General features: G+C 49.7%; 11 protein-coding genes. 6 read left to right on the top strand and 5 right to left on the bottom strand.

What is annotated here, in order from left to right; all coding sequences use genetic code 11:
• Positions 1 to 12: 12 nt before the first annotated feature.
• Genes GTP46_RS22965 through GTP46_RS22955 form a run of 3 tightly spaced genes read right to left on the bottom strand, consistent with a single transcriptional unit; the run spans position 13 to position 8,821 of the window.
• Entirely contained in the window at positions 13 to 5,409 is a 5,397-nt protein-coding gene (locus tag GTP46_RS22965) for an FtsK/SpoIIIE domain-containing protein (protein ID WP_161008953.1), read from the bottom strand.
• Positions 5,409 to 6,926 (bottom strand): hypothetical protein, encoded by a 1,518-nt coding sequence (locus GTP46_RS22960; protein WP_161008952.1) that lies wholly within the window; start codon positions 6,924 to 6,926, stop codon positions 5,409 to 5,411. The genes GTP46_RS22965 and GTP46_RS22960 overlap by 1 nt, the downstream gene beginning before the upstream one ends.
• Positions 6,923 to 8,821, bottom strand: a complete 1,899-nt coding sequence (locus tag GTP46_RS22955; RefSeq protein WP_161008951.1) for an ATP-binding protein — start codon at positions 8,819 to 8,821, stop codon at positions 6,923 to 6,925. The genes GTP46_RS22960 and GTP46_RS22955 overlap by 4 nt, the downstream gene beginning before the upstream one ends.
• A gap of 632 nt (positions 8,822 to 9,453) precedes the next feature.
• Between GTP46_RS22955 and GTP46_RS22950 the strand changes: the two genes are divergently transcribed.
• The 4 genes from GTP46_RS22950 to GTP46_RS22935 all read left to right on the top strand — a co-directional run bounded on the left by GTP46_RS22950 (position 9,454) and on the right by GTP46_RS22935 (position 12,327).
• A complete protein-coding gene (locus GTP46_RS22950; RefSeq protein ID WP_161008950.1) occupies positions 9,454 to 10,194 on the top strand; it encodes a hypothetical protein in 741 nt (246 codons plus the stop codon).
• Entirely contained in the window at positions 10,178 to 10,564 is a 387-nt protein-coding gene (locus GTP46_RS22945; RefSeq protein ID WP_161008949.1) for a nucleoside 2-deoxyribosyltransferase domain-containing protein, read from the top strand. The genes GTP46_RS22950 and GTP46_RS22945 overlap by 17 nt, the downstream gene beginning before the upstream one ends.
• Before the next feature lie 217 nt (positions 10,565 to 10,781).
• On the top strand, positions 10,782 to 11,783 hold the full coding sequence (locus GTP46_RS22940; RefSeq protein ID WP_161008948.1) for a hypothetical protein: 1,002 nt from the start codon (positions 10,782 to 10,784) through the stop codon (positions 11,781 to 11,783).
• 199 nt (positions 11,784 to 11,982) lie between these two features.
• Positions 11,983 to 12,327 (top strand): hypothetical protein, encoded by a 345-nt coding sequence (locus GTP46_RS22935; RefSeq protein ID WP_161008947.1) that lies wholly within the window; start codon positions 11,983 to 11,985, stop codon positions 12,325 to 12,327.
• 650 nt (positions 12,328 to 12,977) lie between these two features.
• Here GTP46_RS22935 and GTP46_RS22930 read toward each other — a convergent pair.
• Positions 12,978 to 13,424 carry a UCP032817 domain-containing protein gene (locus tag GTP46_RS22930; protein ID WP_161008946.1) on the bottom strand — a complete coding sequence of 149 codons (447 nt, stop codon included), beginning with the start codon at positions 13,422 to 13,424 and terminating at the stop codon, positions 12,978 to 12,980.
• Between the two features lie 71 nt (positions 13,425 to 13,495).
• Positions 13,496 to 14,044 (bottom strand): hypothetical protein, encoded by a 549-nt coding sequence (locus GTP46_RS22925; RefSeq protein ID WP_161008945.1) that lies wholly within the window; start codon positions 14,042 to 14,044, stop codon positions 13,496 to 13,498.
• Between the two features lie 381 nt (positions 14,045 to 14,425).
• On the opposite strand from GTP46_RS22925, the gene GTP46_RS22920 reads away from it, so the two are divergent.
• Together GTP46_RS22920 and GTP46_RS22915 are read left to right on the top strand one after the other, a co-directional pair.
• Entirely contained in the window at positions 14,426 to 14,755 is a 330-nt protein-coding gene (locus GTP46_RS22920; RefSeq protein ID WP_161008944.1) for a hypothetical protein, read from the top strand.
• Entirely contained in the window at positions 14,752 to 15,666 is a 915-nt protein-coding gene (locus GTP46_RS22915) for a hypothetical protein (protein ID WP_161008943.1), read from the top strand. Before GTP46_RS22920 ends, GTP46_RS22915 begins: the two co-directional genes overlap by 4 nt.
• The last annotated feature ends 5 nt before the right edge of the window (positions 15,667 to 15,671 follow it).

The raw sequence follows: 15,671 nt of genomic DNA, 5'->3' as shown, positions 1-15,671 counted from the left end.
GAGGCTTTTTCTTTACGCATTGTCCTTTCGGATTGCTTCCACCGCCAGAGCAATGTCATCATCGCTTAGGAATGGCGCCTGCGCGAACACCAAACCCTGCTCACCATTGAGCTTGGCGGCCATGTGCCCGCGTCCCAGCAGAAGCTCAGCGCCAGGGCGATCCAGCGCAATCTTAGAGGTCGCCTCGCTGGACACTTTCAAAATCAAGCGGCTCCCAAGATTGTCGCGCAATTGCATAGGCATGACATCCTTGTCCGGCCGCTGCGCGGCAAAGATCAAGTGAATTCCGGCGGCGCGGGCTTTCACGCCAAGTCGCTGAACGGCCGCGCTGACATCGCTTTTGTAGTTATCATCGAGCATCCAATCCGCAAATTCATCATGCACAAGGAAGACCAATGGAAGGCGGTCAGCCAGAGTCATCTTCATGTTGTAGGTTTTTAGATCGCGAGCCCGGACCTCGGCGAACCGTTTGTAACGCGCCTCCATCTCATCGACGAGTGATTTGAGGACTTCTGTCGAGCGCTCGCGGGTGGTGATGATCGGCTCTCGCATATGCGGTAAATCTTCCAGTGCGCTGTAGTCCACGCCCATCTTTGGATCTATCAACACAATCTGAGCCAAGTCCTTCGGATTGGTGGCGGCGATGTCCAGCATCAACGCCTGGATCAAGACTGATTTTCCGCTCCCGGTAGTGCCAGCCACCAAGGCATGCGGATCATGACCTCCCAGGCCTCCAAACTCACCTCCTAGATTGAGGTAAAGCACGGCGCCATTGACCTCTTGCAACCCCAACACAAACGAGGTATTGATGCCCGCAGAATTGCGGTTAATCGCCCTCGTTGCCCAGATATCCCACAGCGAAACTGCCTGGCGCCTCTCACTAGCAATGGACACCACGATTTCTCCAGGTTTAGGTTGCACGGTCACCAGACTAATCGCGTGGGTCGTCAGCAACTGCATTCGCTTCGCTTCAACATCTTCCACACGCAAACGGTCCGAGCCTGCTAAACGAACTAAACAGCCGTTTGGCGTCAGTCTGGTTCCAAGCACGGCGGCTTGCAGTCCATACCCGTTTAACGCGGCCTTGAGCTTTTTCGTGATGTCTTCAGCCCATGTCGCTCGCTCATCAACCATACCGGAAGCGCTGCTTGCTTTTGCCTTGATGAGCAAGGACAGATGGCCCTCGGTATCTGAAGCAGACGCGCTCACGTCGATGACTTGAGGTACAGATGCCTCCCGGATCAACTCAGTGGAACCAACATCCAAAACACTAATTTGCGGTTGCGGTGCCACATGATTTTTTTCCAGAACACCCGCCCTCGGCTCATCCTCTTTCTCCGCAAGTGACGGCAATTGCTCAATCAATGCGGACCATTCCACACGCTCAGCCGGCTCGCGAATCTCGACGTTATTCCACGGGCGCTCAGACCCAAGCTTTTCACGGATCGGCGAAGGATCGTCTTTAGACGCATACGCAAACAAGAGTTCCCGAACCGTCGCGCGGTCAAAGACTTCTTGCCACGCATGGAAGCCGTCGGTCTCGTCCAACTCAACTTGCTCACACTCTATTTGAGTCCCACCCGGATCGGTCGAATGGACAAAGACATGCGAGTAACCGCGAAGCGACAGTCCCGCCGCGCCATCGCGCAGGCTCGCACGAGCGCGCTCTAACAGCCCAGAGGAACCAGGAGGAATGTCCGCGTCGATCAGTAGGTCAGCCAATCGTCCTAGCCACACATCACGATCCAGACGACCTGGAGCGCCAAAAAGAGCAGCTCGGAATGTTGATAGGGTTGCCATCAGCTGCGACTTTGACGAGCGCTTTGCTTCAGCGGCGTTCAAGTAGGATACATATTTCGACTCGACGACGGCAATGTGCAGGTGGACCTTTCCATCCACCTCCTGCACGCAAAGCCCCAGAATATCAGCGATCCTGCTTTCTTTCTGAGCGAGCCAACCAGCATAATCATCCAATAGGAAGAAGACGCTAAGGCTGCGGCTATTCGATACGTTGGCGATTTTCTTGAATTCATTCTCAAGTAAGTATCGGCTCAGCACCAGACCAGTCATTTCTCCGGCGGACACGCCACGCTTAGCAGCACGCAGAACTACATCTCCAGAGATCGATAACGCATCCTTCTTCATGCGATGCGTAATTTCATCCAGCTTTGGGCTTTCAAGGTCGGGGGCCAATTCAGCCAGGCGGCGTCGCACAAGCACACTCAACAACCGCAGTTCGGACGTAGAGCTGACGATCATGTTCCGGCCGTTCGTGGAGGCCCTGCGATAGCGCACCACCGTAATATCGTTGGCCTGCAGCTGACGCTTGTCAAGCAGCTCGTCATAGGTAGCGACCCACTCGGCCAAGGCGTGAGCGTCATTCATCGTGTCACTCAGCTCAGAACTTTGCAAAGAAATTCGACGCGCGGGCAGGAACCGAGCTCCGTCCGGAGTGTCCGTCTGACGATCCACGGCAGCGACTGCATTGATATACGCCCACCCCGTCGAGGTTTGACACGGGCAAGTCAAGAACGTGGTGGACTTGAGCTCGTTCTCTCCCGACACGCTCCGGTACGACCAACGCGATGGCGCATGCTCTAATGTCGGCCGATCGTTAGCCCACTCCACGGGTAACCACTCAATCGAAGCGGTCCTCGACACTACGTCATGCAAGAAGGCGACATCAAACGGCTTGAAGCCATCCTCGCCCGCGAGTGGTGTAGACGAGGCCGGAGATACCGAAACTCGCAACTTGGAAATGAAGTTCTCAGAAGTCTCGGAAACCACAGGCAGGTTCTGATCGTCGCCAGACTGGCTAACTAGTTCGGCGTAAACCTGACGCAGTTTCTCAGGGTCCCGGTGACGGATCGACACGCCGCATTGGAACGCCGCGTCAGTCTGCATACCGGACAGCTCTCGCACCACCGCCAGCGGCAACTCCGCCGCGTCAGAGTTGTAAAGCAGTACATTCAAATCGTTTGCCTCGTGAGGCTGCAAAGTGATATAGCGCTCCAGCAGTTCGCGCACCTGTTTAGAGGCTGCCAACGGGTCAGCGTCCGTCAGGGAGTCATCTGCCTCTCTAACCGGCCGCTCAAGCAAGCTATACCCGTTGAGCGTTCCCGCCTCGGACACCAACACAGGCGTAGAGCCGCGATTCATCACCGCCACCTCTGGATAGAACGGGTGCGACAGCTCCTCCGCGAACTCGTGAAAGAAAATGCCCCGATCGCCAAATTGGACCTCGGTGGTCAGGAAGTGCGACACCAAACCAGCGACGCGCCGAATCTTCACCGCTAACGCTTTCATTCGCTCCGGATGCCAGGGAGGAATGATGAGGCTAGGTTGATCACCCAGAACTCTCACCGTGCTGATCGACAGAATTTCCGAAACCAGCTTAGAGCGGCACACATCTCCGCGTGCGTGAGTGGTTAGCATCGTGAGCAACCGCCCAAATGACTCCGCTTGCCGCAGGATGGATTCACTGTGTAACCCGGATTTAATAAAGTCCCCTAGCGCGCTGACGTAGTCGGTTTCAAACGTCTCCCACGTCGCCAAAAGCTCTTTTTTGTGCTCTGGACTAATACGCCCCTCGCTCGTCAACTCATTGATCCGCTGTTTGATCTTCAAGCTCTTAATTCGACTAGAGGATGGAACCAGCGAGCCGGCATCGCGATTGAAAGTGGCCTCCAAGGTAGAGGTATCTAACAAGGATACGCTTTGAACACCACCTTTTTTGCTCACTAGGCGACGCGGCACGTCTGTACACGCAATGCCGCCAGCCTTCAACAAACGGTCCATATCATCTACGAGCGCCAGGCCGATTGCATCCGGCTTGAAAGTCCAGATCAATTGGGTCTTACCGACCACCTCTTCGCCTGCTTTCGAGCGCTCAATCAATGACACATCAAACCGAATTTGCATAGCAGGGCGGGCAAGAGAGGTCACCTCTTTGATATCTGCTTTGCCTTTGTAGCTATTTCGCTCATTCTCAAAGAACGCTGGGTAAGAGAAAAGCGGATCTGGGAGTTCCGCGGTTTTGGCGCTCTCCGTTTTCCAAGCTGTCCATTGAACCTTGGCCCCCATCAGCTCTTTGAGGCCTCGATACATCGACGAGAAATAGGCGCCGACGTCGTGGTTAAATTTCTCGCGCCATTCCTTGCGGCCTTTATTCGCCGAGAAGCGCAGAATTCGCTCGTGCTTAGCTTCACCTGCTGACAAAACCAACTGGTGAGCCACGCTCATGAACCCTTCGAGGAAGTCAGAGCATTCCACCGGTTTGCCGAAAATGAGCTTTTCCCAGCGAGAGTGAAGCGCCTTGTTATGTTCGAGATATTGACGATGGAGCTGATAAAACTCCTCGTCTTCTTCCTCAACACTTTCAGTCTTCTTCTCGCGAGCGCCCATGTCCTCTAAATGCTTCTTCCAACGAACATCGAGCGCATCTGGCTTGTCAAACTCATAGTCAAAAAATTGCAGAGTGGCAGCAGCCAGTCCAAGCTGTCGATCGCGTGGTTTGTCAAAGATCAAATACGCGCCATCGAGCTCCCACTCCAGCTGAGCAAATGCTGCCGCCGCAGTATCTTCGTTCTGAGACGCGTTGATGAACGCGGCGATGACAGGCCGTGCATGCTCTTTGATCTCGGCGCTCTCATTGAGTCGGGCGGTCATTTCCTCGGTGTCAAGAGGCTGCCCATTGGCTCTCAGTTTTGACAACAAAGGAGCGCGACTTAATACCAATTTTTCGAATGCCTTGCGCCAAGGGGTAACACTTTGCCCGTATGTCCTAGAGTTGGCGAATAAGGGCGTATCACGCGGTAAGCCAACGCAAGGCAAAGCCCAGCCGATAGCATTGCGAATTGCGTGGCCAGACACTCTATTAGCCTCGCTGATCGTCTCGCAAAAATCGCCGAGCTGTGCCAAGGAAAATTCAGAGGCCCCGATGAGCCCTTTCAAGGACGCGCGAAACACCAAGCGATCATCGGCCGTGAGCGTGATGCCTGCAACGCTGCAGGTCGCATCAACCCATGCGTCGGCATTCGCCCTAAACTCTTTGGCGCCCAAGGCCGTAACGTGCCCCAAGGTGTCAGCCAGATTGTGCTCGTTGCCGTTTGCGGTCAACAGAGCTTCTTTGCTGGTACCACCATTTCGGACCGCCCCCGCATTTAGATCGGTCAAGGCGTCAGCACGCAACCCTTCATCGGCGACCAAGACCGCCGGGATTTTCAAATCAACTTTGGCAGCCAGTGCAGGATTGTCGAGGATATCCCTCACAACCGAGGCGATCTGTCCCGCCGAAAGTTTGTCAAGTCTGAAAAGCGACGCAGACTCATTGTCCTGCTTGGAATCCTCCAGGCGCTGGGCCAAAATGGTCGCGCCAACACGTCCCACAATACGATCCGCCAGCGTCATCAGATCATCTCCTTCGAGCCAAACGGATTTTCAACAAACGAACAGGAGTCTGACAACCTGCGAACGAGTCCAAGCCCTACGAGACGCGCCTCTAGATTCTGGCGGTTGTCGCCAAGCGCTTCCTGATCGATTTTTTTGCTCGTGACCAAATGATTCCCCTCGAAATCCCCAATGACTATGCCATAGCGACGCTTGGCTTCAGTCAAAAATTCATCAAACTGCATACGGTCAGGCACAATCGTGACGACCAACGATTTCAATAACGCATCATTGGGTGCATACCGATAGCGCCTTGACGACCGCCGCGAGCTCAAACCAATGGCACGCGACCAGGTAGAGTGAATTTTCCCAAAATGTTGTTCATGACGCGATAACGTGCTCACGATCAACTCATCAACCAACGCTTTACCCGGCTTGCCGTTAGCACCGCCAAGTGGCGGCCACTGGAACAGTTCATGGAGAATTTCAGCACACCTTTCACTTCGGTGATCCGACTGCTCAGCCTCAACCCAACGCGGTTCTTTCTGAACTTTTTCGATCGCCGCGCGCACTGCAGCGGGCGAAAGTGATTGGTTAGCGTGATAGGACTCCCCTGAAATAGCTCGCACCTTAGTTCGCTCGCGAGAAACGATCTCACACACTAATTCGGCTGGGCGTTCGTCGCCTAGTTGAGCCTTGGCGCGTTCCAAGAAGTAAAGCAGCAGATTCAGCCCAGTGATAGCTATCAAATGCTCCAAAGCGTCATAGACCGGCATGTCCAAGGAGAGAATTGCCAGCCAATCATCGCAGAGCTGATCAAATCTTTCCAGTTCCGAGTAAGGTAGGTGGTGATGAGGAATCATGCGAGGCTGCGACGCGAACTGAGGCTCTCCTTGCATCGCCCTAACCAGGCGGTTCATAGGTGCGCTTGAATCAAACAAGCGCTCTGCCAATTGCTGCCCCAACAGTGGGCCGTTCTTCGCTCGACTCAGCATGAGATACAAGAGTTCGCCAGTTCGAGCAAAGAAACGCCGATCATTACTTGCTCCTCCTTTTGCGTCCACGCGTAGGTCCTCATACAAGGCGTCAGGGCCGAACGGGAACACAAATTTCGAGCTCCAGCGTTTGTTGCTTCGCGCCTCAAACGCAGAAGATCGAAGCAGCTCAATTGCGCGAGCAAAGTCTTCGAAAGTGGAGAAGACATGACGCAAGTAAGACATGTCTTCATCGCGAGAATTAAAGCTCTCTTCCTTGAAGATTTCGGCCCAGCGCTTCCATTTATCTTCATCAGATATGGCCTGGCCTCGGACCATTTCGACAATCGGATTATTAAACAGCAACTCGCGCAATCTAAACTGCCTCTGAGGCTGATAGGTCACGCCATCAGCTGCGCCATCGACTAAAGGTTTTTTCAGGTTAGAGCCGAACACGCACAAAAATTCCAAAACCGTCAAATGAGGGAGCTGCTCATCGTAAAGCCGATGCCCCCAAATGCGCTCGTCTACCGCGAAATCTACATCTTTAATCAAACCGCTCACAGATCAACCCTCACAGTCACAGACCGCGAGAAACCGTGGCCATTTTTTTCAATGTCAATAAACTTAAGCATCAACGCGCCCTCCTCTTCGAACGGCTCATCTTCCTCGCCGTCTGGCTGCTGTTTGTTTAGCACTTCCGCTTTGCGCAATAGTTTGGCTTTGAACGCCAGCATGTCCTCCAGACATTCATTAGAAAAGCTTCCAGGCAAGGCACCTTCGGCCACACGGCAAAGGAACTCGAATCGAATTGGAGTCACCTGTAACGCAGAAGAGTTGCTCTTGCCGGCCGCTAGCGCGATGTCCAGACTCGGTAGCCCCGATGATTGGTCTAGTTTAATCATCATGCCAGCGCCAGTTCGATCGCGCTTAGCCGGTGTCTCCGTGTCGCATAGCACGCTGATTCGCGATTGAGAGAATCCGCCAGAGCTCGCGACAAAGATACGGTCGGTGTTTTCAATCAGCAGGCCAGTCATTACTCGATTGAGCCCTCGAACCAACCGAGCCCGAACGGACTCGTTGATGGTCTTTTTCTCCGCCAACGACGTCATCAGTTCAAGGTAATTACCACCAAAACGGAAAGCGGTCATGTTCCAGAATGGATAGGCACTCTCCTCGTCCGGCAGCGTAAAGAACATGCGGCGCCGTTGAGAAACAAGACGCTGAACGAAGTGATCCGCCCCCCGATCTTGGCGCGCAGAATCATCCCCTTCGAGGTATTGATGAAGGTCAGAACGGTAGCCATCAGTCGCGCCATAAATAGGATCGTTACCGATCAAGCGCTCAAACGTGCCGACTAGTTTAGAGTCGTCCGCGCCATACACCAACAGACCGTCGGCGCCATTGGAAGTCTCATCCCCCACTCCAAACGCCAACAGCGCCTTGAAGACGGGCCGCTCCATCGCGCGGCGCTTCGGCAAATTCGCGCCAAAGACATTGTTATAGATGCTAGCGCCTTCGATCTTTCCATCATCCTGGAGCTTTGGGACATCTGAGCAGACCATGAGGTTCTCTTTGACGTCGGGGTGTCCAAGAATCATGTTGGAGGCCAACGCAAGCAGGTCGCGAACGGGTAAATGCCATCCGTTTTGCCGAGCGATCTCAACCAAATGCCCCAACCGTTGCGCCAACTTTTTGCCACCGTCCGGATCCAGCAAGCGGCTTCGATTCTCATAAATAGGACAGACGCGCCCTTCCGAGCGAGAAACACAGGAGCCACACTTGTCCCAGGCCGGATGCCCCGCCACAGCGGACAGGACCTCTTCCAACGACTCCCGGCGCGCGACTCTACTCAGATCGAACACAGCCAGCCGGCCAGGCGCCTCCCCTGTCATCAAGAACACATCTTGAAGAGCTTTACGCAGCGGATGCTCTCGGTCTTGCCGACGCCCCAAGTCGCGCAAACGCTCCAGGATTTGGCCGTGGTTCGCTGCCATCACAACAAACCGCTCTCGCTCTTCACCGAGCGCGGAATTTTCCAGTACAGCCAGAACCTCGTCGCTCTGCTCGTCGCTAAGCTCGCTCAGGTCCTTGACGAAAATGACCAAGCGCCCGTCCGGCAAAGTCAACTCCTTGATCGTCGAGTCGTCTGCCCAAATTTTGGGATCACCACCCAATTCACTCCATACCCCACGACAATGATAGGTCTTTCCGTCGCCAGCTGTACCAGCGACTAAAACAGATCCAGGCTCACCAGAGCGCACACGATCCAATATCTGAGCTAGCTGCGGACTCGTCAACGTCAACGGCTGAATCTTCGCTCGCCTCACCGCGGTCGTGATGTATTCGTCAAATAGGTTTAGGTTATTGGGTGTTGGCCCGTAGGAGCGCAAAAAGCGAACCCAAACGCTGGAGGGGAATGCGCCTGAATCGGACGCACTGGTGGTGGAATCGCTCATGAGTGGCTTTCAAATTGCCACGCCAAAGCACGTTGCGTATAAGTCCAGCAAATTTACATGGCAACGTAACAGCGCGATTGGCGTGACTTAAATGTTAGAAGCAAAAAGGCTAATGAATGTTGCGAAACGGTAACTTGTAGCTAAGAATAACATGCGGGACGTAAACCCTCCAGAGTTCAACTCCTCGGAATACAAAGTTAACAGCGCTGGCACAGTTCGATACCCTCGGCCTCAACCATGAAGCACATGATTCGTGAAAACCTCCATAAGAAGGAACAAGGCACTGTATCTAGCTCTGCAATCAACTCGTCAGCCTTACGCAGCCCAAGTCGCCTTGGTCGGGAGGTATCAACTTCTTAAAACTGATGGGCATTCGGCAGCAGTACCATTTGAGGCAAAGCTTAAGACCCGCGACTTTCACCAACTTGGCAAACTACGGTACGACGAAGATAACGTTAAGCTGCCATTGACAGAGTCAGACAACTGTGTTTTTATACAGTTGCCTTAGAAGTGACTCAAGAAACGCAACACTTCAAGCGCGCATTTCGACAAGCTTTAATGAGATTCTGTGTTGCTATTGAAGAAACAAAAATTATAAAAAGCCAACAATTAAAAACTAATCTCCAAAACATATGAAACCTGAAAGCGCACTCCAAACATTGACGTTATTTTTTAACGATATCATTGGTGCAATTATTCCAGGGGCAGTTTTATTAAGTGGTTTGCTAATTATTCATGTCAATGAAATTGAAAAACAAAAAATGGAAATTTCTAATGCATTTTGGATAATAGCATTGCTTTTCACTTTCGCTGCAGGTCATTTATTGCTTAGCTTTCATAGCAAATGTCTCGAAAAACCATTGGCTTGGCTGAGTAATTTCAAATATACGAAAAAGCTTGGCCTGAAAACTATAAACGAAATTCAAGCGACAGTTGAGGAAGGTGCTGCATATAAGACTTTTAGAGTCGCCATCGACGAGCGGATATTACTACAAGGCGGATCTTCCGAATCGTCAGTTTCGACATGGAAATTCAATGATCTTCGTAGCTTAGCCATGTCCATAAGTATGGAAGCCTCTGCTGTCGCTAGACGATTTATGTTTATCGGTTTACTTTGCCTAGGAGTTGGGTCAGCCCTTGTTGTTTTATTATTTGATTATCTAATTTGCAATAGCTTCTTTTCAGATAATCTTGCCAACTATAAGAACGCGCCTCCTTTGATGCTGCAAACGACGTTGTTATTAATATCAGCATGGTTATGTTTTATGCGGGGCGCTGAGTTTTATAGACGCGCGCTATCCACTCCTTTTAGTGTTGCCTATGCAGCCTTATATTTTACTGAGAAGAAAGAAAAAAATGATGGAAAGGCCTAGAAGGCGAATTTATCTTGCCGGTGGTTTTAAGTCGGGATGGCAGAATTTTGCGTCACAAGAGCTCAGCAACTTCGACATACTAGATCCGAGCATTCATAATATTGAAGAACCAGCTGCATATACCGAATGGGATCTTCGAGCCATCAGAGAATGCGATATTTTGCTAGCCAATATGGAAGAAAGTAATCCGGGGGGATATGCACTTGCTCTGGAGATTGGATATGCGAAGGCACTTGGTAAGCAAGTTATCTTTGTAGATCAGCTGAGCGATTCCTCAAGAAAAAGACATTTTGAGATGATACGACAAGCAGCTGATCGAGTATTTAGTACGATGTCATCGGCTTTAAATTATATAGCGACGGCTACCTAGTTTTCTGCTTATACCAAATTGCATCTCGTTTTACTTTTAATCCCCCATAATTTAAAACCGATTTGAATTCATTGGATTCATTGGATTCATTTTAATTGATCTTGCGCTAGCAACTGAATAATATTTTTGAAAAATACCTTTCTGACTACCTACGCCACATAACCTTCCGCGTTTGGCCCGATCAGTATCGCCTTACTCATTTCCAATGCCTGAAACGATGACCAAATTCCAGCCTATTAACGATACACTTGTCTTTTCGACTCACATTTGTGAGTACCATCCCATCGAAAAAGATTTACTTTACAACGAAGATTGCAAGAGTAGTTTCGACGAGTTCCATCGGAAGAAATCTATGCTATACATGATGGTAAAAATGGCGCGGATAAAGTTTATCCCTGACTCATTCTCAATTAGCTCTGACTTTGTGATCAACGGAACTGTAATGGTCGGCGAGCGGCGAGAAAAAGTGGCATTTAACGTCGCTAAATATCTTTTTGCTCGTTCGGGAGTCACGGACAAGTTCGAGAGTTGGGAGGAGTGGGCGGCTAAGGTAATGTCACTCTGGAAGTTCGAAGCATCTCCGTCCCTTACCCCTTCTCAAGCATATCGACAATATAGCGGCATCGACCTCAAACTATCAACTGAGGAACTACTTTATATCGATTGCAAACTCTTGCAATCGATAAAACAGGGAAACATGGAATCTCGCAACATCATGTCGCCCATTCAGCTTGCTCATGTCTTTGATTGGGAGGTGCTGAGTCCACTCGAGGTTATCTACGTCGGAAAGAGTAAGAATGGTGTGCTCAAACGTACGCGGACACATGATAAATGGGGGGCGATCACCACAGATCTTTCCGCGGATGAAGTTGTGGTCGTATATTTTATGGATATCGAAAGCAAATCAGTTGCCAAGAGAGAATTTGGTTCGTTAATCACGTATGAGGAATTTAAGGAGAAGGCGATCGATCGTGAATCTGAAGCCCTAATCACCGAAGCAGCATTTATCAAACACTTTTTTGATGAAAAAGGCTACAACGAGAAGATAGTCGACCAAGACTTCGAAAGCGTCAGTAAGGTAAAGGAAAAACTTATCGCACGAGGCTATACATCTGTAGTCGCAGAGTTATGTCTAGAGGGTGTATTTGGGAAACTTGGGACACAGAAGGTCGGCTACCATTCCAAACATTCATTCATCCATTCTCTCGCCGAGGTGTGAACTCAAACGCGGTCAGCTGGAGGGCCGAACTCATGGTGGCATCAGAATTCTCGAACAAGCCTTGGTTCTAAACAGTCTGTTTCGTGGAACAGGCGTCATGTCCAATTAAAGGCGCACCCAATCAATCGGCCACTTGCACCGTTTTATTGGGCGCGTATCATGCCCTGATCACCTGCAGCGCACCATCGCGGAGATCACCATGCCCACCGCCACCATCGACCACACCACGTTTATCAAACTCACCGAGGCCGAGGTGGTACGCCAGGTCCAGGTCATCGGCCAACCGGCCGGATGGGCGATCCTCGTGCAGTACGGCATGACCGAACGGGGCCTGGCAGCGCAGCGCTCCCACCAAGTCCGCCTGTTCCGCAAACTCGACACCCTAGTGCTGTATCTGCGCAGCGTCGGCATCGCCCGCTTTATGGTCGATGCCGCACAATACACCCCGCACAGTGCACACCAGCAGCGACGCCCAGACCGGGCCGCCGCCATGAAAGCGGCCCATGCCGCAGCCGCCCGTGCGCGTCTCAACGGCGTGGACTAAGCGTGCGTGGGGTGGGTAGTGGCACGTGAGCGCCAGGTGACAGGACTACGTGTCGCGATCGAAAACGCCGGCCACCGCCGGCGCCGCCGTTAATCGGGCTCAAGCGCACGCAAGCGTTCTTGCAACGCCGCGTTTTTTGCTTCGCCGCCAACACCAAAATGGAGTTCGCGATGACGCGCGACAAAGCGTGGATGATCCGGGCCGCCATCAGACATCCAGGTGGTGTGATGCGGCTTCAGACATGCGCGCCGTTCTTTCGAGGTTCGTCGCACAGTTCAAATCGCCCTGCCACACGCATCAACACGTAATCACGCACTGCATTGCAGCGCACATAAAGGTCCGTGCCGCCGACTCTATTGCGAGCACAGCAACGCAGGTGGCTAAGGCAATGCGGCGCGTATCCGCTAACTGTTCCGCGCGTGCGACACTAACCATAACGCCGCGCGCATCAAATGTTAAGCCATTTCATATCCATGTCTGTCGACTTACTACTTCGCTAGTATTTCAATCAACATGTGCTCAGATTCACCACTATCCGAGTAGTAATTATTTGGCCTCAAGAAAGCCGATTAATATATGGCGTTTTAGGTCGCATACATGACGAATGCTCGATTGTGGTATAGAAAGACGACTATCGGTCGTCTCTGCAGCTAGCCTTGGCAATATGGCGGAATTCTGGGAGAAACCGTGATTTTATCGAATTTTCTTGCCAGACCCTTTTGCCATTCAAAATTTTTATCTGAGCTCTCATTTGTATTTTTCATTATATTGCACGGGGCGTGATGGAGAAATTCACCAAAAACACTCATGCAAAAATTAAGATAATCTTGCGTAAATAAAATGTGAGTATGCCACACCTCATCAATTGCCTTAGAGTAAATTCCGAATTTTCCTACTTTACTTAAGTACCGTAGAAATATGAACTGTTTATACCAAACAACTGCATCTAATTCTTTTTCTCCGCCCAAATTTTTAATATCTATTTTTTCTAAAATTTTTTGCATTGGCCAACCATCTATCAATACAAGAGTTTGCTTTTGCGCATCATTCAAACTTTGGTAAAAATCACTTGAAATGTGAAGTGGCAAATTGTTCATAATTAATCTGTAAAATTTAATTAACTTCGAGATTGAAATTTTGATTTAAAAATTAATTAACATTGCATAGCTTACATCCAAACAACGTCCGCTTTAATTAGAGCGGTACTATTAGATGCTGAAACAAACTCAACGATCATGATTGTTGGGAGCGTTTTCCTCAATGGAGGGTCGTCTAGCAACGCAACTATGACCCCGTTTTTTACTTGAAGATCTCTTGTAGAGGCAAAAGTTTCACCTTGTAAAACCCAAATAGTTCGAGCAACCCATTCCGTACTCTGTAAATCAAAGCCTGCATCAATTTTGCGTTTAACAAGGGCTGCCCCCAAAAAAACTGATCGTTGAGTTGTGCTAGGTCGCCCGGAAATTGTAAGCTGTCCAGAAACAGGGTCAACGTGAACAGACGTTATATCTGGTGCAGTCTGCAAAAGCTCTTGGGCTGAAGCGAGGAGTTCTACAGAGCCCGCGGTGCTGGAAACTAACGATGTTGGAGCTGCACGTAGCGCTTCGAGGCTGGTATCAAACAGTTGATAATTCTTGGGCAAGTTATCTCCACACGCAATAAGTATGCCTGAAAATAATATTGCAGGCATTAAGCCCGTTCTCCAGAGCATATTCACCTCCCCTCCTGTTAGTTATTTTTTGCAGACCCGTCAATTCTCCGAATTTTAAGTTTGCCTTTTTTTGAAAAGGCAATTCTCACCAAATGTCACAAATGTATCATAATGGCAACGCTTTTATATCAAAAATAAATAGAATTTATTGCCTTGAAAGCTTGATATGTTATTGTCAAAATACAATGTGACTTGTTTCCATTGATGCTAGTAGTCGCTACTTGCTCGGAAGTCAGGCTTTTTTCCATAAAGCTGACAGTAATAACATGCCATTTTACAAAATTAATTTCCATGTGGAATTAATTTTTTACTGCCTATGGCAATAGTATCTATTCAGAAGTAGTGCCGCATCCATACGTTCCTGCAGATATTTTAAATAGAGGAAGAATGATGACCATCAAGATTGAGGTAGTCGAATTCATTTTATTTGATAATTTACGTTATTTTCGAAGTGCAGGCGTGGAAGTTGATCACGATACGCAATTTACAGACGCACTGAGCGATATTGCGGTTGCCGGTGCATCTCCACTCTTAATGTTTAAGAACGTTTCACGCTATGACATCTTCATAAATGGTGGAACAAAAAAAGATTGGCCTAAGGACTGGTCTAGCCAAAATTGCAAAACACTGGCACAAGCTATTATTGACGGTGAGAACAAAACCGATTCGGCTTTGAAAAAGAAAACTTCAAAAAAGAAAGATAAGGTGAAAAAATGACTTCCTATCTTTACAAGATCGTTGCTCTAGGAGTTTTTTTTTCTATATCGATATGCTGCACGGCGAGCGAAACAGAAAAAACTCCTACTACGATTTCAGTAGGCGCAATCAGGGACGAGATTGAAGGATCTGCAGTCCGCGTGCTTGCAAAAATGGGAGATGCTTTTGCAATTAACGAGCAGCTTCAGGCTACAATCCCAAGTCAAGATGCGTCGTCTGGAACTTTTAATATCCTTTCTCGGGAAGTAAAAATTGATGCTTCAGAGAAGGGGAAATTTGGAAGCGCGACTTTCAGGTACGGCATTCAGCACTACCTTATTGGACTTGAATCAAAAACATTGCCAGATGGGACTGTTATTCGAAAGTCCAACGGGCAGATGCATGTGATTACTGCGCATTTCGGTGCTGATACGGATCGAAGTACTAAAAATCGTGATCTTCTACTCGAAGTAGGTTATGTTCCAGTATATATATCGCAAGATGAAACTTGCTGGAAACTTGGAGTGAATCCTATTATTGGTATTAGTGCGCAGATTGGTAAGCGCTACAGATCTACTGATCCAGAATATATATTAACTCCGGGAGAAAATTCCGGTGGGCTGAGACGAGTAAAGGCCGAGGGGCGTCTTGATTTTCCCCTCTCCTGTTTTGGCTTTAGCCCAGGTGAGTCATCTAAGAGTGCAGCTGAACTAATATTGGCGGACATTTCAAGATGGAAAATTCAAATGCGATCTGTGAAATGGAGAGATTTTAGTGAGGCGAAAAATTATACCAAACACGAGCTGGTCATCCGTATTCCTACAGGTGTCAAAGCTGGCACCTATATGGACCTTAGAAGAGAAATCGGCGCATCTCCTATCGAATTTGATACAGGTGCTAAATTTGGAATAAACTTTACATTGGAGTTCTAAACATT

It is taken from the genome of Duganella flavida, from assembly GCF_009857445.1.
Classification (GTDB): domain Bacteria; phylum Pseudomonadota; class Gammaproteobacteria; order Burkholderiales; family Burkholderiaceae_D; genus Rugamonas; species Rugamonas flavida.
The sequence above is the reverse complement of the archived record's forward strand: the minus strand, read 5'-3'. Positions and strand labels throughout refer to the sequence as shown.